Raw genomic sequence first — 17,812 nt, forward strand, 5'->3', positions numbered from 1 at the left:
ATGGTCGGCACCTCCTCGGGTGCGCGGTGGGTTCGCTGCGCGCCCGCGCCCAGGCTGCGCGCCCGCCCCAGTGCGGGACGTTCAGCGCGGGACGTTCAGCGCGGGACGCCGAACGCGGGCGCGACACTGCTGAGTGTCCGCGCTGACGGGGGTGATCGCCACTGTGGCACGAACAGGTGACAACGAGGGTGTGTCGGCCAGGTGATCGAACAGAGTTTCGCCTACGATGGGGGTGTGGGACAACCGCGCCGGTAGCGCCCGACGGACTGCGGTGTCGGTCCCTCCGCTTAGCGTGGCGACGAACGGACCTGACGTACCCCGAGGTGGACCCCGATGGCAGCCGACAAGGCGGACAAGAACCAGGACAAGAACAAGGCGCTGGAGCTGGCTCTCGCGCAGATCGACAAGCAGTACGGCAAGGGCTCGGTGATGCGCCTCGGCGAGGGGACGCGGGCTCCCATCGAGGTCATCCCCACCGGCTCGATCTCGCTGGACGTGGCTCTGGGCACCGGCGGGCTGCCGCGGGGGCGGATCGTGGAGGTCTTCGGCCCGGAGAGCAGCGGGAAGACCTCGGTGGCGCTGCACGCGGTCGCCGGGGCCCAGCAGCAGGGGGGTACCGCGGCCTTCATCGACGCCGAGCACGCGCTCGACCCGGACTACGCCAAGGCCATCGGCGTGGACACCGACTCGCTGCTGGTGGCCCAGCCCGACACCGGCGAGCAGGCGCTGGAGATCGCGGACATGCTGATCCGCTCCGGCGCGCTGGACGCCATCGTCATCGACTCGGTGGCCGCGCTCGTGCCCAAGGCCGAGATCGAGGGCGAGATGGGCGACAGCCACGTGGGCCTGCAGGCGCGGCTGATGAGCCAGGCGCTGCGCAAGCTCACCTCGGCGCTGTACAGCGCCAAGACCACGGCGATCTTCATCAACCAGCTGCGCGAGAAGGTCGGCGTGATGTTCGGGTGCTTCAACTACTCCACCCGCGTCACGCTCGCAGACGGCTCGCAGGAGGAGATCGGCAAGATCGTTGACCAGAAGAGGGACGTCGAGGTCCTGTCCTACGACCCCGAGGCGGACCGGATCGTCCCGCGCAAGGTCGTGAACTGGTTCGACAACGGTCCGGCCGAGGAGTTCCTCCAGTTCACCGTCGCGCGCTCCGGTGGCAACGGGCGCTCGCAGTTCGCCGCGACCGAGAACCACCTCATCCGCACTCCGGGCGGGTGGCGACACGCCGGTGAACTCGGCGCCGGTGACCGCGTGCTGACCGCGGAGGAGCACCTGCTCAACGAGCAGCAGTGGCAGGTCGTGCTCGGCGCCCTCATGGGGGATGGGAACCTGTCGCCGAACCGGCGCGACCGGGACGGGGTCCGCTTCCGGATGGGCCACGGGGGCCAGCAGCACGACTACCTCGACTGGAAGTGCGAGCTGCTCGGCAACGTCTCCTGTTCACGCACGAGCAACGAGCAGGGGGCCGCCTTCGCCGACTTCAGCCCGCTTCCCGAGCTGCACGAGATCCACGAGGCCGTCTCCTTCGGCGACGGCAAGAAGCACCTCTCGTGGGACTACCTGAAAACGCTCGGACCATTGGCGCTGGCCGTGTGGTACATGGACGACGGCACGTTCCAACTGCGGTCGAACGGGGCGCAGGAGCGCACCCGGGGCGGCAGCGGGCGCAGCCAGATCTGCGTCGAGGCGATGAGCGAGGGCAGCAGGCAGCGCCTCGTCGAGTACCTGCGCGACACCTACGGTCTCGACGTCTCCCTGGCCGTGCGGGGCGAGCGCAACATCGCGCGGCTGGAGTTCTCCGCTGCGGGAACGAGGGCGTTCCACGAGCTCATCGCGCCGTACGTGCACCCGTCGATGCAGTACAAGCTCCTGCCGCGGTTCCAGGAGCAGTTCGCCGTCGAGCCGCGCTACTCCGAGCCGCAGCAGCGGTTGGTGCCCTCGCGGATCCTCGATGTGCACGTCAAGCCGGAGACCCGCAGCATGCACCGCTACGACATCGAGGTGGAGGGCAACCACAACTACTTCGTGGACGGCGTGATGGTGCACAACTCGCCTGAGACCACCACCGGCGGAAAGGCGCTGAAGTTCTACTCCTCGGTGCGGCTGGACGTGCGCCGGATCGAAACGCTCAAGGACGGCTCCGACGCGGTCGGCAACCGCACGCGTGTGAAGGTCGTGAAGAACAAGTGCGCACCGCCGTTCAAACAGGCGGAGTTCGACATCATCTACGGCGTCGGGATCAGCCGCGAGGGCTCGCTCATCGACATGGGCGTCGAGCACGGCATCATCCGCAAGTCCGGGGCCTGGTACACCTACGAGGGCGACCAGCTGGGCCAGGGCAAGGAGAACGCTCGCAAGCACCTGCGGGAGAACCCGGACACCGCCAACGAGATCGAGAAGAAGATCAAGGAGAAGATCGGGCTCGGCGCCAACGCGGGAACCTCCGCCGAGGCCGCCGAGGACGGCGGTGACGACGAGGCCGCTCCGGTCGACTTCTGATCCGTCATGGCAGGTGGTGAGCAGCGCGGCGGCGGAGGGGGAACGCGGCCTCCCCGCCGCCGCGGCACAGCAGAGCGGCAGTGCTCGGAGGAAGCCTCCACCGAGCGCGCAGCAGGGCGCGCCGGAACCGAGGACGCCCCGGTCCCTTCGACGGACGACCCGGTCCCTTCGATAGACGTCCCGAGCGGTTCGGTGGACACCTCGGCGGACTCCGCCGCGACTCCGGACGAGGCGGAGCGCGGCGGTGGATCTCGGAGGCGCGGCTCCGGGCGAGGTGCGGAGGCCGCGGAGGATCCGGAGCAGTACGCGCGGGAAACGGTCTACCGGCTGTTGACCAGCAGGGCCCGCAGTCGTGCGGAGCTGCGCGAGGCGTTGGCGCGCAAGGAGGTCGACGCCGAGGTCATCGACAGCGTGCTGGGCAAGTTCGCCGCCGCCGGGCTGATCGACGACGCGGCCTTCGCCGAGGAGTGGGTGGCCTCCCGCAGGCGCTCGCGCGGGCTGGGGCGTCGCGCTCTGGGGTACGAGCTGCGCAAGAAGGGCATCGACGAGGAGATCATCGCCTCCGTTCTGGCCACTGCGGACAACGAGGACGAGGAGGAGCGGGCGCGGGAACTCGTGCGCCGCAAGCTGGCCGCCTCGCGCGGTGGTGATGCGGCCGCGGTGACCCGGCGGCTGGTGGGCATGCTCGCGCGGCGGGGCTACGCGGAGGGGCTCGCCTTCCGCGTGGTGCGCGAAGAGCTCGAGTCCTCCGGTGCGGACGGGTCGGAGCTGGACGAGGAGATTCCGTGACGACGTCCGCACCGCGATCGTCTTCCGGCCGCTAGAGTGGGCGCACGTGACTGCTTTGGCTGACCGAGAAGCCCCGTCCCGTCCGCGTCCGGAGCACATCGTCTGGGACTGGAACGGCACGCTCCTGGCCGACAACCACGCCGTTCTCGCCGCGGTGAACGCGGTGTGCGAGGAGTTCGAACGTGCCCCGATCGATCTGGAGCACTGGCGGGCGATCTTCAGCCGCCCGTTGCAGGCCTGCTACGAGCGGCTGCTCGACCGCTCCCTCGATGCGGCGGACTGGGCGCGGATCGATGCGCTGTACCACGACGCCTACCGCGAGCTGCTGCACACCTGCGGGCTCGCCGACGGGGTGCCGGAGCGGTTGCACGTCTGGGCCGAGGCGGGCGGCAGCCAGTCGCTGCTGTCCATGTGGTTCCACGAGGAGCTCGTTCCGCTGGTGGAGAAGCTCGGCCTGGCCGAGCTGTTCGACCGGGTCGACGGGATCCGCGAGCAGGTCGGCGGCGGTTCCAAGGCGGCCTACCTGCAGCGCCACCTGGAACGTCTCGGTCGGCGGCCGCACGAGGCGGTGCTCATCGGTGACGTCGTCGACGACGCCGAGGCCGCGGCGCAGGTGGGTGCGCACTGCGTGCTGGTGAGCACCGGAGTGATGAGCCGGGCCTCGCTGGTGGAGACCGGCGTGCCGGTGTGCGACTCGGTGGAGGAGGCGGTGGCGCGCATCGCCGCCCCCACCGGCTGAACGCCCGTCCTTCGGGTGCGCGCGGTTCCCACCTGGTCAGCAGGCATTTCCGGTCGCGCACCTCTCCGGCCGCAGCGGTGCAGCTGGGCCGCTGGGGTGTGCGCGGTGCCGCTGGGTTCGCGAGCGCGTCGCAGCGTGTCCCGGGCCGCAGCACGCTCCCCGAGCCCGGTACGCCCCGAGCGCCGGTAGATGCGGCCCGCACGGCACCGCGAGCGGGCGGCCGACGCCCTGCCGACCGATGCGGGTGCCGGGCCGGATGCGGGGTGCGCCTCCCGCACCCGGCCCGCAGCCGTGCCGCACCGCTGACGCGGACGGTCCTACCGCAGCGCAGCGGCCTGCGCGGCGAGGGATTCCACGGTGGCCCAGTCGCCGGAGAGCAGCGATTCCTTCGGCGTCAGCCAGGTTCCGCCGACGCACCCCACGTTCGGCAGCGCCAGGTAGTCCTGCGCGTTGTCCGGGGTGACCCCGCCGGTGGGGCAGAACCGCAGGTGCGGCAGCGGTCCGGCCAGCGCCTTGAGGTAGGGCACGCCCCCGCTGGGGCCGGCGGGGAAGAACTTCATCGCGGTGACCCCGCGTTCGGCCACATGCATCGCTTCGGAGGCGGTGCTCACGCCTGCCAGGTAGGGCAGGCCCGTGCCCGCGACGTCGTCGAGCAGCCGGTCGGTGGCCGCCGGGGTGACGATGTAGCGCGCTCCGGCGTCCGCGGCCCGCTTGGCCTGCCCGGGTTCGGTGACCGTTCCGGCGCCGACGACGATGTCCGGGACCTCGCGGGCGATCCGTTCGATCGCGGGCAGCCCGGCCGGGGTGCGCAGGGTGACCTCGATCGTGGTGATGCCGCCGCGCAGGAGCGCGTTGGCCAGCGGCGCGGCGGCCGCGGCGTCGTCGAGGGCGACGACGGGCACGACCGGGCTCAGCTCGAGCAGGTCGGTGCTGTCCATGATCCTCCGTCCTGTGGGGTCGCTCATGCGGGCTGGTCGCTGGTGTGCTGCTGGAACGCGGTGAACACGCTGGCGCCGTGGTCGGCGCGTCCCACGACGTCGCGGAAGGCGGCGAACAGCTCCCTGCCGGTGCCGTGCTGGACGCTGGGTGCGGCCGGGGCGAGTTCGCGCGCGGCGAGCTCCTCGTCGCCGACGAGCACCTCCAGCGTTCCGCGGGTGGCGTCGAAGCGCACCACGTCGCCGTCGCGCAGCTTCGCCAGCGCACCGCCGGCGCTCGCTTCCGGCGTGACGTGCATCGCCGTGGGGATCTTGCCGGACGCGCCGGACATGCGCCCGTCGGTGAGCAGCGCGACCTGCTGCCCGCGGTCCTGCAGCACGCCGAGCGCAGGGGTGAGCCCGTGCAGTTCGGGCATCCCGTTGGCCTTGGGGCCCTGGTTGCGGATCACGACGACGACGTCCTCGGTGAGCTCGTCCTGCTGGAAGGCCGTGGTGAACGACTGCTGGTCGTCGAAGATCCGCGCGGGCGCGGTGACCGTCTGGTGCTCCGGGCTGACAGCGGAGATCTTGGTCACGCCGCGGCCGAGGTTGCCGGTGAGCACGCGCAGCCCGCCGTCGGAGGCGAAAGGCTCGTCGATGTTGCGCAGCACCGCGGTGTCCTGGCTCGTGCGCGGGCCCTCGTGCCAGACGAGCTGCCCGTCCTCGAGGAACGGCTGCCTGCGGTAGTGGTCGAGTCCGCGCCCGGCGACGGTGGGCACGTCGGCGTGCAGCAGGCCGGCGTCGAGCAGCTGGCCGACGAGGGTCTGCACGCCGCCGGCGGCGGCGAAGTGGTTGATGTCGGCCTTGCCGTTGGGGTAGACGTGCGCCAGCGTCGGCACCACCGCGGAGAGGTCGTTGAAGTCGTCCCAGGTCAGTTCGATTCCGGCGGCTTTGGCGATGGCCACGAGGTGCAGCGTGTGGTTGGTCGATCCGCCGGTGGCCAGCAGCCCGACGACGCCGTTGACCAGCGACCGCTCGTTGACCACCTCCCCGAGCGGGGTGTCGAGCTCGACGGCGCGCCTGCCGGCGTGCTCGGTGAGCGCCTGGCGCAGCGGGGTGTTCGGCGGCACGAAGCTCGTCCCGGGCAGCTGCAGGCCCATGACCTCCACGACGAGCTGGTTGGAGTTCGCGGTGCCGTAGAAGGTGCAGGTGCCGGGGGAGTGGTAGGAGGCCGCTTCGGCGTCGAGGAGGTCCTCGCGGGTGGCCTTTCCCTCGGCGAACTGCTGGCGGATGCGGCTCTTCTCGCTGTTCGGCATGCCGGACGGCATGGGTCCGGCGGGCACGAGCTGCATCGGCAGGTGGCCGAACGACAGCCCGCCGATGAGCAGGCCGGGCACGATCTTGTCGCACACGCCGAGCAGCAGTGCGCTGTCGAACATCTCGTGGGACAGCGCCACCCCGGTGGCCATGGCGATCACTTCGCGGGAGAACAGCGACAGTTCCATCCCGGTGCGCGCCTGCGTGATGCCGTCGCACATGGCGGGAACGCCACCGGCGAACTGGGCGACACCGCCGGCTTCGCGTACGGCGTCCTTGATCCACGCGGGGAAGTCGGCGAAGGGCTGGTGAGCGGAGAGCATGTCGTTGTAGGCGGACACGATCGCCACGCCCGGTTTCCGCGCGCCGCGGATGCTGAGCCGGTCGGTGCCGCTGCAGGCGGCGAAGCCGTGGGCGAGGTTGCTGCACGGCATGTCGGCGCGGACGGGTTCGGTGGACGCGGCGGCGCGCATCCTGTCGAGGTAGGCACGGCGGCTCGGCTCGCTGCGCTCGGCGATCCGCTGGGTCACTTCCGCGACGACGCGGTGCGGGCTGCCATGCGACGACATAGATCGCCTCCGTTCGTGGTGGATGCGTGGCGACGTCGTTGGCGCCTATGACAGCGAACACACTAGTGGGTGAGGTCCCGTTTTCCCAAACGATCCAGTGGGACAAAGCCGTCATCACGGGTTCCTGGACGCGCGCTCCGGCGCGGCCGGCCGCGCCGGAGCTACCGGCAGCTCCGCGGTGCCTGGGCCTGGGCACCGGGCAGGATCGTGGTGCTCGCGGGGACGGTGTGCCAGGCTTGATCGGGTCGCGTGAGCGATCGGCAACGGCGAGGATCCGGCGAGGCTGGGACGGGATGCGCACTCTGACGGCACGGGCGGCGGTGAGCACCGCCGTCGCGGCGGTGGTGGTTTGCGGGGCGGCGGCGTGCGGCGCGCCCGAGAACGCGGCGCAGGGCCCGCCTCCGGAGCCGTCGGCTCCGTCCTCCTCGGCAGGTCCCGCTGCTCCGGGGACGTCCTCCGCGGCGCCGGACACCGATGTCGGGCTGTCCTCCTCGCCGCGGCTGGCGGAGATCCGGCAGCGGGGCAAGCTGCTGGTGGGGGTCAGCGCCGACGCGCCCGAGTTCGTCACGCGCGAAGGCGCCGGCGAGTACAGCGGGTTCGACGTGGAGATCGCGAAGCTCCTCGCCGAGCGGCTCGGTCTCGATCCGGAGACGCAGGTGGCGTTCCGCCGGCTGCCCGGGAGCATGCTCCGCGACGGCGTCGCCGGCGGGAACGTCGACCTGCTGCTGGGGCCGCCGCAGGGCGGTCTGCCCGCGGCGGGCACCTACGCCGTGGTCGACGGCGGATCGCGGGTGGTCACCGTGCCGCCCGGGGACCGGCGTTTCCGGGAGGAGCTGCGCGGCTACCTCGACGAGGCGATCGCCGGCGGCGCGTGGCAGCGCGCCTACGACGCGACGCTGGGTGAGCGGGACGTTCCCGCCGAGCCCCGGTGAGGCCGGCAGCGCCGCTCAGCTGCCCGTCGTCGGTGCGAGTTCGCGTTCGGCGGTGCGGGTGCTCCGGGAGCGGCCCAGGCGCCGTTCGACGTGGACGGCCAGCCGCGTGAGCGCGTAGTTGATCGCGATGAACAGCGCGGCCACGGTGAGGTACATCGGGATGGGGTTGTGCAGGCTCTGGATGATGATCTGCGCCTGCCGCAGCGTCTCCGGGTAGGAGATGATGAACGCCAGCGACGTGTCCTTGACGATGACGACGAGCTGGCTGATCAGGGCCGGCAACATCGCGCGGAAGGCCTGCGGCAGCAGGATGCTCCGCAGCACCTGGCCGCGCCGCATGCCGAGCGCGGAGGCCGCTTCGCCCTGCCCGCGCGGCACCGCGAGCACCCCGGCGCGGATGATCTCCGCGATGATCACCGAGTTGTACGCGGTCAGTCCGATGACCAGGAACCACAGCGCCGAGAGGTCCAGGCCGAGCTCGGGCAGGACCCGGTAGGCGAAGAAGATCGCGATGACCACGGGCACGCCGCGGAGCAGCTCGACGGTGCCGACGATGATCCAGCGGTACCAGGCGGCGCCGGTGATCCGCGTCAGCGCCAGCGCGGTGCCCACGAGCAGCGAGAGGGCCATGGCCAGGGCGGCCGCGGCGAGCGTGTTGACCAGCGCCAGCCCCATCAGCCGCCACAGCGGCAGGAACGTGCCGTCGGTGGGATCGATGATCGGACCCCACTTGGCCACGGTGAACTGGTCGGCCAGGGCGAGCCGGGCGACGACCCAGGCCAGCACGAGGGCCAGCACGGCGCTGACGGCGATGCTCCACAGCCGGGAGCGCCGCTGCGCGCGGGGACCGGGGGTTTCGTACAGCACCGAGTCGGTCATCGGGCGAGCGCCACCTTTCGTTCCACGACGCCGAGCAGCAGCCCCGCCGGGATCGTGAGGATGAGATAGCCGAGGACGACGCCGGCCAGCACCGGCAGTGCGGCGTAGCCCTGCGCCGAGGTCAGCGACTCGCCGACGGCGAAGAGGTCACCGCCGACGCCGAAGGCGCCGGCGATCGCCGAGTTCTTGATCATCGCGATGAGCACGTTGCCCAGCGGCGGGATGACGGTGCGCACCGCCTGCGGCAGCACCACCAGCGACAGGGCCTGGTCGAAGCGCAGCCCGATCGCCCGCGCCGCTTCCGCCTGCCCCGGCGGTACCGAGTTGATGCCGCTGCGCACCGCTTCGCACACGAACGCCGAGGTGTACAGCGCGAGCCCGGCGGTGCCGAACCAGAAGTACGACCCGTTGACGCCCAGTTCCGGCAGGCCGAAGGCCATGAAGAACAGCACGACCGTCAGCGGGCAGTTGCGCAGGACCGTCACCCACGCGGTGCCCACGGCGCGCAGCGGCGGCAGCGGGGACACGCGGCACGCGGCGGCGGCCACGCCGAGCAGCAGCGCCAGAACGCCCGAGTACAGGCAGATGCGCAGGGTCCGCACCAGGCCGCTGGCGTATTCGGGGAGGTTGTCGACGATCACGTGCATGGGCGCTCCGGAGCGTGCGGCTCGCGCGCAGCCCGGCGGGCCGCCGGCGAGCGGGGTCGGCGGTCGTTCAGGTGCAGGGGTCGGGCTCGGGCAGTCGCGGTGTCTCCGGTGCGACCGCCCCGGCCGTGGCTGCCCAGGCCTGCCGGTAGGTGCCGTCCCGCGCGGCGTCGGCGAGGCTGCGGTTGATGAACTCGCAGAACCGCCGGTCGCCGCGGTGGATGCCGATGCCGTAGGGCTCGGAGGTGAAGGTGTTGCGGACGAGCTCGAACTTCCCGCCGCTCTCGGCGACGAGCCCCATGAGGATGACGTTGTCGGTGGTCACTGCCTGCACCTGACCGGTGCGCAGCGCGTCGGCGCACTTGGAGTAGACGTCGAACAGCACGAGCTGGTCGTCGTCGACGTACTCGCGGATCTCCTCGGAGGGAGTCGAGCCGGTCACCGAGCACACCTTCGCGCCCGTCTCGCGCAGCGATTCCGGTCCGGTGATGCTCGTGTTGCCGGCGCGGACCATGAGGTCCTGGCCCGCCTCGTAGTACGGCCCGGCGAAGCTGATGCGCTCGCGGCGCTCGTCGTTGATCGTGTAGGTCGCCACGACCATGTCGACCTTGCCCTGCTCGATGATCTCCTCGCGGGTTTTGCTCGGTGCTTCGACCCACGTGATGTCGTCCGGGGAGATGCCGAGCCGACCGGCGATGATGCGGGCGATCTCGACGTCGAACCCGATCGCGCCCTCCGCGGTCTGCAGCCCGAACAGCGGCTGGTCGAACTTGACGCCGACGCGGATGCTGCCCTGGTCGTGCAGCCGCGCCATCGTCGTGCCCGGTGCGAAGCCCGGGTCGTGCACCACCTGCACGTCGGGGCGGTTCTCCGTGCCCTGGGCCAGCCGGTTCTCCGGGTTGCCGCAGGCGGTGAGGGCGAGGGCGAGGACGGCCGCGAACGCGGCGGCGCACCGGAAGCGGCGCGCGCTCCCGCTGCCTCGGGGGGTGCGGTTCAGCTGAGTCAGCACGTCGGTCACCGCTCGCTTCAGTGGACGAGGATCTTGTCGAGGAAGTCCCGGGCGCGTGCGCTCGCGGGAGCGGTGAAGAACTCCTCGGGGGTGGAGTCCTCGGCGACCTCGCCGCCGGACATGAACAGCACGCGGTGAGCGGCCCGGCGCGCGAACCCCATCTCGTGGGTGACCACGAGCATCGTCATGCCCTCCTCGACGAGCCCGGTCATCACGTCGAGCACCTCGGTGACCATCTCCGGGTCGAGCGCGGAGGTCGGTTCGTCGAAGAGCATCACCTTCGGTCGCATCGCCAGTGCGCGGGCGATCGCGGCGCGCTGCTGCTGTCCGCCGGACAGCTGCGCCGGGTGCTTGTCGGCCTGGTCGGCGATGCCGACGCGCTCCAGCAGCTGCACGGCCTCGTCGCGGGCGGTGGCGCGGTCCCGGCCGCGCACCTTGACAGGGCCGAGCGTCACGTTGTCCAGCACGGTCTTGTGCGCGAACAGGTTGAACTGCTGGAAGACCATGCCGACATCGGCCCGCAGGCGGGCGAGTTCGCGCCCCTCGGCCGGCAGCGGGGTGCCGTCGATCGCCACCGTTCCCGCGTCGACCGGTTCGAGCCGGTTGACCACGCGGCACAGCGTGGACTTGCCGGAACCGGAGGGACCGAGGACGACGGCGACCTGCCCGGCCGGGATGTCCAGGTCGATGCCGCGCAGCACGTGCGCGTAACCGAAGTGCTTGTCCACGCCGGACATGCTGATCATGGGCGTGTCCGGTGCGTTCGTGCTCATCCGCGCTCCCGCGACATGGTGACCGGTGCTGGTGATCACCGAAATCTAGGCGCGCAGCCGGGGCACGTCCATACCTGCGCGGTGACGAGAAGTTGCGGATCGGTTACGCGTTCCGGTGACGCGTTCGGTGCGGGGTCGCAACCGCGGGCCGTGCGGCGCGGGTCCGCGGGCGTCGCGGCTGCGGGGACGGCGGTCCCGCTGGGCACGGGCCGCGTCGTGTGCCCGTGTCACCAGGGGATACGGTGGGAGCATGCCCGAGCGCACCGTTCCACGATCGTATGAGGTTCGCACGTTCGGATGTCAGATGAACGTGCACGACTCCGAACGCCTCGCCGGCATGCTCGAGGACGCGGGCTACGTCAGAGCCGAGCCGGAGTCGGAGGCCGACATCATCGTGTTCAACACGTGCGCGGTGCGGGAGAACGCCGACAACCGGCTCTACGGCACCCTCGGCCACCTGCGCCCGGCCAAGCAGCGCAACCCCGACATGCAGATCGCCGTCGGCGGGTGCCTGGCGCAGAAGGACCGGGACGCGATCACGCGTCGCGCCCCGTGGGTCGACGTGGTCTTCGGCACGCACAACCTCGACGCGCTGCCCACCCTGCTCGACCGGGCGCGGCACAACGACGAGGCCCAGGTGGAGATCCGCGAAGCGCTCGAGACGTTCCCGTCCACCCTGCCCGCGCGCCGCGAGTCGGCCTACTCCGGCTGGGTGTCGATCTCCGTCGGGTGCAACAACACGTGCACCTTCTGCATCGTTCCCTCGTTGCGCGGCAAGGAGAAGGACCGCCGGCCGGGCGAGATCCTCTCCGAGGTCGACGCGCTGGTCTCCGAGGGCGTGCTCGAGGTGACGCTGCTCGGGCAGAACGTCAACGCCTACGGCGTCGAGTTCGGTGACCGCCGGGCGTTCGGCAAGCTGCTGCGCTCGTGCGGCGAGGTCGACGGCCTGGAACGCGTCCGGTTCACCTCCCCGCACCCGCGGGACTTCACCGACGACGTGATCGCGGCGATGGCTGAGACCGGCAACGTCTGCCCGCAGCTGCACATGCCGCTGCAGTCCGGTTCCGACCGGGTGCTCAAGGCCATGCGCCGCTCCTACCGCTCGGAGCGCTTCCTCAACATCGTGCGCAACGTGCGCGAAGCGATGCCGCACGCGGCCATCACCACCGACATCATCGTCGGCTTCCCCGGGGAGACCGAGGAGGACTTCGAGGCCACGCTGGAGGTCGTGCGGCAGGCGCGGTTCGCCAGCGCCTTCACGTTCCAGTACTCCCCGCGCCCCGGCACGCCCGCGGCGGAGCTGCCCGGCCACCTGCCGAAGGAGGTCGTGCAGGAGCGCTACGACCGGCTGATCGAGCTGCAGAACCGGATCTCCGCCGAGGAGAACGAGAAGCTCGTCGACGGCACCGTCGAACTGCTCGTGGCCGAGGGGCAGGGCCGCAAGGACAGCGAGACGCACCGGTTGACCGGGCGCGCTCGGGACGGGCGGCTCGTGCACTTCACGCCGACCGGGAACGTCGACGGGCAGCTCCGCCCGGGCGATGTCGTGCACACCACCGTCACACGGGCGGCCCCGCACCACCTGGTCGCGGACACCGATGTGCTGACGCACCGCCGCACCCGCGCCGGGGACCACTGGGAGGAAGGCGTCCGCCCGAAGACCTCGGGGGTCAGCCTGGGCCTGCCCGCGGTCGGTGCGCCGGCCGAGGCGACGAGCAGCCAGCAGGGGTGTGGGTGTTGAGCGAGCACGGATCCGGGGACGAGCCGAACACCTCGCGGGCGGCCGGTCCGGATGATACCGAGCGCCAGGTGACCCGGGAGCTCTCCCGCGCCGAGAAGGAGGTGCTGCGGCGCATCGACCCGGGCAGGCGCGCGGTGACCATCGCTGCGGTCATGCTGGTGCTCGTGCTGTCGTGGGTGCTGCCCTGGGTCGGCAGCGCCACCGGGTGGCAGGTGCTCGTCGGGCGGACCGCGGAGTCGCTGGACGTGGGGCTGCTGCCGCACATGTTCGCGATCAATTCGACGATCGTCGGTCTCGGGCTGAGCGCGCTGACCCTGATCACGCGCCGCTGGGCGCTGTCGTTCCTCACCGGCGCGCTCGGCGCCGTGGTGAGCCTGGAGGGCGTGATCGCGATCTGGTCGCGGCAGACGAATCCGCAGGAGGGGCCGGGGCTGGGCCTCGTGCTCGCCGCGCTGTGCATGATCGTGCTGGCCGTGCAGTGGGTGCGCATCATGTGGAGCCGCGACTGAGCCCGGTGCGTGCGGGCGCCATCGACCGCCGCCGTCGCAGCGCTCCTGGTGGGACGGCGGCAGCCGGTGGCGGGCTGCGGGCGCGGGTGCGCTCGCTCGGTGCACGGGCCGCTGCGAACGCGCTCCACCGGCCGCCGGAGCGGGGCGGTGCGCAGGCGCCGCCCCGGCGGGTGATCAGCGGTCGGCCAGCGCCTGCTCCGCGGCGGTGAGCCATTCCCGCCACTGCTGCGCCTGCTGCTCGGCCTGCTGCGCGCGCTTCTCGTCGCCGGCCGCTCGCGCTTTGGCGGCCTGCGACTCGAACTGCTCGACGCGTTCGCGGAACTGCGCCACCCGTGCCTGCGCCTCCGGATCGGTGCGGCGCCACCGGGCGTCGGCCGCCGAGCGGACCCGGTCCACCACGGTCCGCAGGCGTCCCTCGAGCTCCCGCATCCGGTCCCGCGGCACCTTGCCGATCCCGTCCCACTGCTGCTGGATCCGCTGCAGCTGCTGCTGCGCCGCCTCCAGACCGGCCGACGGGTCGATCTGCTCGGCCTCGGCCAGCAGCGCCTCCTTCTGCCGCGCGTTCTCCTGGAACTCCGCGTCGCGGGCGGCGTAGGCCTCCGACCGGCGGCTGAAGAACCGGTCCTGCGCGGCGCGGAACCGCTTCCACAGGGCCTCCTCGCTGTCCTTGGGCGCGCGTCCGGCGGCTTTCCACTCGGACATGAGGTTCTTGTAGCGCTGCGCGGTCTCGACCCAGTCGGTCGATTCGGTCAGCGACTCGGCCTCGGCGACGAGCTCCTGCTTGCGCGACTTGGCCGCGGCGCGCTGCCGGTCCAGTTCGGCGAAGTGCGAACCGCGCCGCCGGCTGAAGGCGTCCCGCGCTTTGGAGAACCGCCGCCACAGCTGCTCGTCGGTCTTGCGGTCGACGCCGCGGATGCTCTTCCACTCGTCGAGCATCTGCCGCAGCCGGTCGCCGGCGGACTTCCAGTTGGTCGACTCGGCGGCGATCTGCTCGGCCTCGGCCACGAGCGCTTCCTTCCGCGCCGTCGCCTCCGCGCGGGCCTGCTCCCGCGCCTGCTTGGCCTGCTCCACGGCGTGCTCGGCCCGGGCGATGACGTGCTCGATCCTCCGGTGCAGCGCGTCGAGGTCGCCGACCACGTCCGCGCCGGTGGCCCGGTCGCGCAGGTGGCGGGCGCTGGTGAGCGTCTGCTTCGGGTCGCCCGCCTGCGTGCTCAGCCGGGACTCCAGCAGTTCGGCCTCCGTGCGCAGGTCGTCGAACTTCCGCGCGAAGTGCTCCAGGCCTTCGGTGGCATCGCCGGCCTGCCAGGAACCGACGGAGCGCTCACCGTCGTCGGTGCGCACGTACACCGTTCCCGCGTCGTCGACGCGTCCCCAACGGGCCGGGTCGGCTGCCGCGCTCGGCACGGCTGGCGGCGTGCGGGACGGCTCGTCCGGGTCCGTGGGGTGCCCGGCGGCCTCGGGGTTGGTGTCCTGGTTGGTCATGGCCGGCTTCCTCCTCGCGTGCCCGCTCGTGGGTGCAACGGGCGCCCCGCGGTGGTTGTCGCGGGGCCCAGCAAGCGGCGCCGGGACCGCAGGGGGCGGTGTCCGGTGTCCGCTGGCGCATTCAAACAGGTCGGCTCGGGAATCGGTACTCCACGGTCGGTGAGCCGTCGACCGCGGCGGTGGCGAAACCCGCGTTGGTTTTCGGTTGTGCTCGCCCGCGCTGCCCTGCCGTGCTCGCTCGGCCAGCTGTTCGGGCGAGTTGTTCGGGCAAGGTAACCCGGACCACGCGGCGGACGGCGAGCGGGAGCGGACGCGCGGTGCGCACGTGCGTCGTGCCGGCCGTTACGGTGCGCGTCGTGCTCTCCCACATCGTCGTGCTGCCGTGCCCACCGCTGCTGGTTCCCGAGTTGACCGTCCGGTCCACCCCGGAGGTCCAGCAGCTCCGGGACGCGTGTTCGCGGGCTGTGTCCAGTCTGACTGACGAGGCCACCGAGTGGGTGGCTCTCGGGGTGGATCAGTCCGGTGAACGTCGATGTGCGGCGGGGACCATCGGCAGCTTCGCCGGTTTCGGCGTGGACCGGGTGGTGACCCTCTCCCGCGAGCGCTCCGCCGGGCGGGCCGACCGGACGCTGCCGCTGCCGGTGCTGGTGGCGGGACTGCTGCGGGAACAGGCCGGGCACCGCTCGGTCGAGGTGCAGCTGCTCGGCCCGGACACCTCGGCCGATCGGGCGCGGCGTGCCGGGACCGCCCTCGCGGACGGCTCGGGTGCCCGCGCCCTGCTCGTGTTCGCCGACGGCTCCAACCGCTGCGACGAGCGCTCCCCGTACGCCCCGGACCCGCGGGCTCCCGCGTTCGACGAGCACGTGCGTTCGCTGCTGGCCACCACCGACATCGCCGGTCTGCGCGAGCTCGACGCCGGGGCGGGAGGGGAGCTGGGCGTTCCCGGCGTGCCCGCGCTGTGGGCCGCCGCTGCTGCCGCCGAGCGGGCAGGAGGGGAGTGGGACTCGCAGGTGGAGTACTCGGCCGCCCCGTTCGGGGTCACCTACCACGTCGCCGTGTGGCGCCGCGCTCTCGCCGTGTGATGCCGCGCAGGCACCGGGCGGTGCCGCGCCGGTGCGGTGGGTGCAGCGCCGGCGCCGGGTGAGCACGTGCCGGCCGCTGACCGCGGCGCGGTCGTGCGGTCCGCGAGCAGTACCGTCGAGGGGTGTCCGCGAATTCCGATGCGCCACCGCTGCTCGTGATCGTCGGCCCCACCGCGACCGGCAAGTCCGACCTCGCCGTGGCCCTCGCCGAACAGCTCGGCGGTGAGGTGGTCAACGCGGACGCGATGCAGCTCTACCGGGGCATGGACATCGGCACCGCGAAGCTGCCCGTGGAGCACCGGCGGGGGATCCCGCACCACCAGCTCGACGTCCTCGACATCACCGAAACGGCCTCGGTCGCCGCGTACCAGCCGCAGGCGCGGACCGCGGTGGAGGGCGCCCGCTCCCGCGGCCGCACCCCGGTGCTCGTCGGTGGTTCGGGGTTGTACGTGCAGGCGGTGGTCGACGAGCTCTCCTTCCCCGGCACCGATCCGGACGTGCGGGCCGGGTGGGAGCGGGAGCTCTCCGCCGCCGGCGCGCAGTGGCTGCACGAGCTGCTGCGCGAGCGGGACCCGCTCGCGGCCGAGTCGATCCTGCCGACGAACGGCCGGCGCATCGTCCGCGCGCTCGAGGTCATCGACATCACCGGTCGCCCCTTCTCGGCGAACCTGCCCGAACCGGGACCGGGGCGGTACGGCGCGGTGCTGGTCGGGCTGGACCGCCCCAACGCGGAGCTCGACGAGCGCGTCGACCGGCGGGTGGCGGACATGTTCGACAAGGGGCTGGTCGAGGAGGTGCGCCGGTTGGAGGCGCGGGGGCTGCGCTCGGGGCGCACCGCGAGCCGCGCCCTGGGGTACCAGCAGGTGCTCGCCGAGCTCGCCGGTGAGGGCGACATGGCCGCGGCCGCAGCGGAGACGGCGAAGCTCACCCGCCGGTTCGTGCGGCGGCAGCGCTCGTGGTTCCGCCGTGACCGGCGGATCCACTGGTTCCCCGCGGGGGAGGACCTGGTGGGCCCGATCCGGGAGCTGCTCACGCCGTAGACTGGCGGTGTGCAGTCGCAGCAGGGGCCCGCGTTCGTGAAGGGGCACGGCACGGAGAACGACTTCGTGCTGCTGCCGGATCCGGACGGTGATCTGGAACTGACCGAGCAGCGCGTCCGCGCGCTGTGCGACCGCCGCTCCGGGGTCGGTGCGGACGGCGTGCTCCGCGTGGTCCGGGCGAGCGAGGTCGCCGACGCCCCGCAGGACGTTCCCGGCGACGTGTGGTTCATGGACTACCGCAACGCCGACGGGTCGCTGGCGGAGATGTGCGGCAACGGCGTGCGGGTGTTCGCGCACTACCTCGCCACCGCCGGCTACGCCGCCCCCGGTGAGCTCCGCGTGGGGACCCGCGCGGGCGTGCGCCCGGTGATCGTGCACGAGGACGGCCGGGTGTCGGTCGACATGGGGCTGGCCAAGGTCTTCGACCGGTCGGCGGCCACGCTCGGCGCTGTCACCTGCCCCGGGCTGGCCATCGACGTCGGGAACCCGCACCTGGCCTGCGTGCTGGACGACTGGGTGAGCACCCTCGACCTGAGCACCGGTCCGGACTACGATCCCGCGGTCTTCCCGCGCGGTGTCAACGTGGAGTTCGTGGACCGCCTCAGCGACGAGGAGATCCGGATGCGCGTGTACGAGCGGGGCGTGGGCGAGACCCGGTCCTGCGGCACCGGCACGGTCGCCGCGACCGTCGCCGCGCTGCACGCGGACGGGGCGGGGGTCGGCGAACGGACCGTCCACGTGCCCGGCGGCACGGTGCGCGTCACCGTCACCGCCGAGACCGCCGTGCTCACGGGGCCCGCGGTGCTCGTCGCCGAGGGGCGCGTCACACCCGCGCTGTGGTCTGCCGAGCCGCAACGGTGAAATTCGGTGGCCAGGCGTGGAACAATG

At 72.1% G+C, this 17,812-nt stretch carries 16 protein-coding genes and 2 pseudogenes; 11 read left to right on the forward strand and 7 right to left on the reverse strand.

Annotation, left to right across the window (positions count from 1 at the left end):
- Positions 1-333: 333 nt before the first annotated feature.
- From recA to ACYVJE_RS11290, 5 genes and pseudogenes are all read left to right on the forward strand, one after another.
- Positions 334-963: pseudogene (gene recA, locus ACYVJE_RS11270) on the forward strand (recombinase RecA); the annotation flags it as partial.
- Positions 955-1,809, forward strand: a pseudogene (locus ACYVJE_RS11275) (LAGLIDADG endonuclease); the annotation flags it as partial. The pseudogenes recA and ACYVJE_RS11275, both read left to right, overlap by 9 nt.
- Positions 1,810-1,986: 177 nt before the next feature.
- Entirely contained in the window at positions 1,987-2,505 is a 519-nt protein-coding gene (locus tag ACYVJE_RS11280; protein ID WP_461144501.1) for a hypothetical protein, read from the forward strand.
- Positions 2,506-2,697: 192 nt separating this feature from the next.
- On the forward strand, positions 2,698-3,294 hold the full coding sequence (locus ACYVJE_RS11285) for a regulatory protein RecX (protein WP_461144403.1): 597 nt from the start codon (positions 2,698-2,700) through the stop codon (positions 3,292-3,294).
- A 46-nt stretch (positions 3,295-3,340) separates the two neighbouring features.
- The gene (locus ACYVJE_RS11290) at positions 3,341-4,033 is read left to right on the forward strand and encodes an HAD family hydrolase (RefSeq protein ID WP_459159001.1); all 693 of its coding nucleotides are present in this window, start codon (positions 3,341-3,343) and stop codon (positions 4,031-4,033) included.
- 317 nt (positions 4,034-4,350) lie between these two features.
- Here the strand turns inward: ACYVJE_RS11290 and eda are convergent, their stop codons facing one another.
- The gene (eda, locus tag ACYVJE_RS11295) at positions 4,351-4,971 is read right to left on the reverse strand and encodes a bifunctional 4-hydroxy-2-oxoglutarate aldolase/2-dehydro-3-deoxy-phosphogluconate aldolase (RefSeq protein WP_459159002.1); all 621 of its coding nucleotides are present in this window, start codon (positions 4,969-4,971) and stop codon (positions 4,351-4,353) included.
- A 23-nt stretch (positions 4,972-4,994) separates the two neighbouring features.
- Positions 4,995-6,833: a phosphogluconate dehydratase gene (edd, locus tag ACYVJE_RS11300; protein WP_461144404.1), complete on the reverse strand. Its 1,839-nt coding sequence runs from the start codon at positions 6,831-6,833 to the stop codon at positions 4,995-4,997.
- Positions 6,834-7,126: 293 nt separating this feature from the next.
- Here edd and ACYVJE_RS11305 point away from each other — a divergent pair, with 293 nt between their 5' ends.
- Complete coding sequence (locus tag ACYVJE_RS11305; protein WP_461144405.1) at positions 7,127-7,765, forward strand: transporter substrate-binding domain-containing protein; 639 nt, start codon at positions 7,127-7,129, stop codon at positions 7,763-7,765.
- Positions 7,766-7,780: 15 nt separating this feature from the next.
- On the opposite strand, the gene ACYVJE_RS11310 is transcribed toward ACYVJE_RS11305, so the two are convergent.
- The 4 genes from ACYVJE_RS11310 to ACYVJE_RS11325 form a co-directional block, all read right to left on the reverse strand.
- Positions 7,781-8,644 (reverse strand): amino acid ABC transporter permease, encoded by an 864-nt coding sequence (locus ACYVJE_RS11310; protein ID WP_459159005.1) that lies wholly within the window; start codon positions 8,642-8,644, stop codon positions 7,781-7,783.
- A complete protein-coding gene (locus tag ACYVJE_RS11315) occupies positions 8,641-9,291 on the reverse strand; it encodes an amino acid ABC transporter permease (RefSeq protein WP_459159006.1) in 651 nt (216 codons plus the stop codon). Before ACYVJE_RS11315 ends, ACYVJE_RS11310 begins: the two co-directional genes overlap by 4 nt.
- A 67-nt stretch (positions 9,292-9,358) precedes the next feature.
- The gene (locus tag ACYVJE_RS11320) at positions 9,359-10,297 is read right to left on the reverse strand and encodes a glutamate ABC transporter substrate-binding protein (protein ID WP_461144406.1); all 939 of its coding nucleotides are present in this window, start codon (positions 10,295-10,297) and stop codon (positions 9,359-9,361) included.
- A 17-nt stretch (positions 10,298-10,314) separates the two neighbouring features.
- Entirely contained in the window at positions 10,315-11,070 is a 756-nt protein-coding gene (locus ACYVJE_RS11325; RefSeq protein WP_461144407.1) for an amino acid ABC transporter ATP-binding protein, read from the reverse strand.
- A 250-nt stretch (positions 11,071-11,320) separates the two neighbouring features.
- Between ACYVJE_RS11325 and miaB the strand changes: the two genes are divergently transcribed.
- Positions 11,321-12,811 carry a tRNA (N6-isopentenyl adenosine(37)-C2)-methylthiotransferase MiaB gene (miaB, locus tag ACYVJE_RS11330; protein ID WP_461144408.1) on the forward strand — a complete coding sequence of 497 codons (1,491 nt, stop codon included), beginning with the start codon at positions 11,321-11,323 and terminating at the stop codon, positions 12,809-12,811.
- Positions 12,808-13,320 (forward strand): Rv2732c family membrane protein, encoded by a 513-nt coding sequence (locus ACYVJE_RS11335; protein WP_459159010.1) that lies wholly within the window; start codon positions 12,808-12,810, stop codon positions 13,318-13,320. The genes miaB and ACYVJE_RS11335 overlap by 4 nt, the downstream gene beginning before the upstream one ends.
- 174 nt (positions 13,321-13,494) lie before the next feature.
- Here ACYVJE_RS11335 and ACYVJE_RS11340 read toward each other — a convergent pair whose 3' ends face one another.
- Positions 13,495-14,802: a DUF349 domain-containing protein gene (locus ACYVJE_RS11340; protein WP_461144409.1), complete on the reverse strand. Its 1,308-nt coding sequence runs from the start codon at positions 14,800-14,802 to the stop codon at positions 13,495-13,497.
- Between the two features lie 356 nt (positions 14,803-15,158).
- Between ACYVJE_RS11340 and ACYVJE_RS11345 the strand changes: the two genes are divergently transcribed.
- The 3 genes from ACYVJE_RS11345 to dapF all read left to right on the forward strand — a co-directional run bounded on the left by ACYVJE_RS11345 (position 15,159) and on the right by dapF (position 17,785).
- Positions 15,159-15,884: a class III extradiol ring-cleavage dioxygenase family protein gene (locus ACYVJE_RS11345; RefSeq protein ID WP_461144410.1), complete on the forward strand. Its 726-nt coding sequence runs from the start codon at positions 15,159-15,161 to the stop codon at positions 15,882-15,884.
- 122 nt (positions 15,885-16,006) lie between these two features.
- Positions 16,007-16,924, forward strand: a complete 918-nt coding sequence (gene miaA / locus ACYVJE_RS11350) for a tRNA (adenosine(37)-N6)-dimethylallyltransferase MiaA (protein ID WP_461144411.1) — start codon at positions 16,007-16,009, stop codon at positions 16,922-16,924.
- Positions 16,925-16,933: 9 nt separating this feature from the next.
- Positions 16,934-17,785: a diaminopimelate epimerase gene (gene dapF, locus ACYVJE_RS11355; RefSeq protein WP_461144412.1), complete on the forward strand. Its 852-nt coding sequence runs from the start codon at positions 16,934-16,936 to the stop codon at positions 17,783-17,785.
- Positions 17,786-17,812: the final 27 nt, after the last annotated feature.

The organism is Salinifilum aidingensis (genome assembly GCF_054782015.1).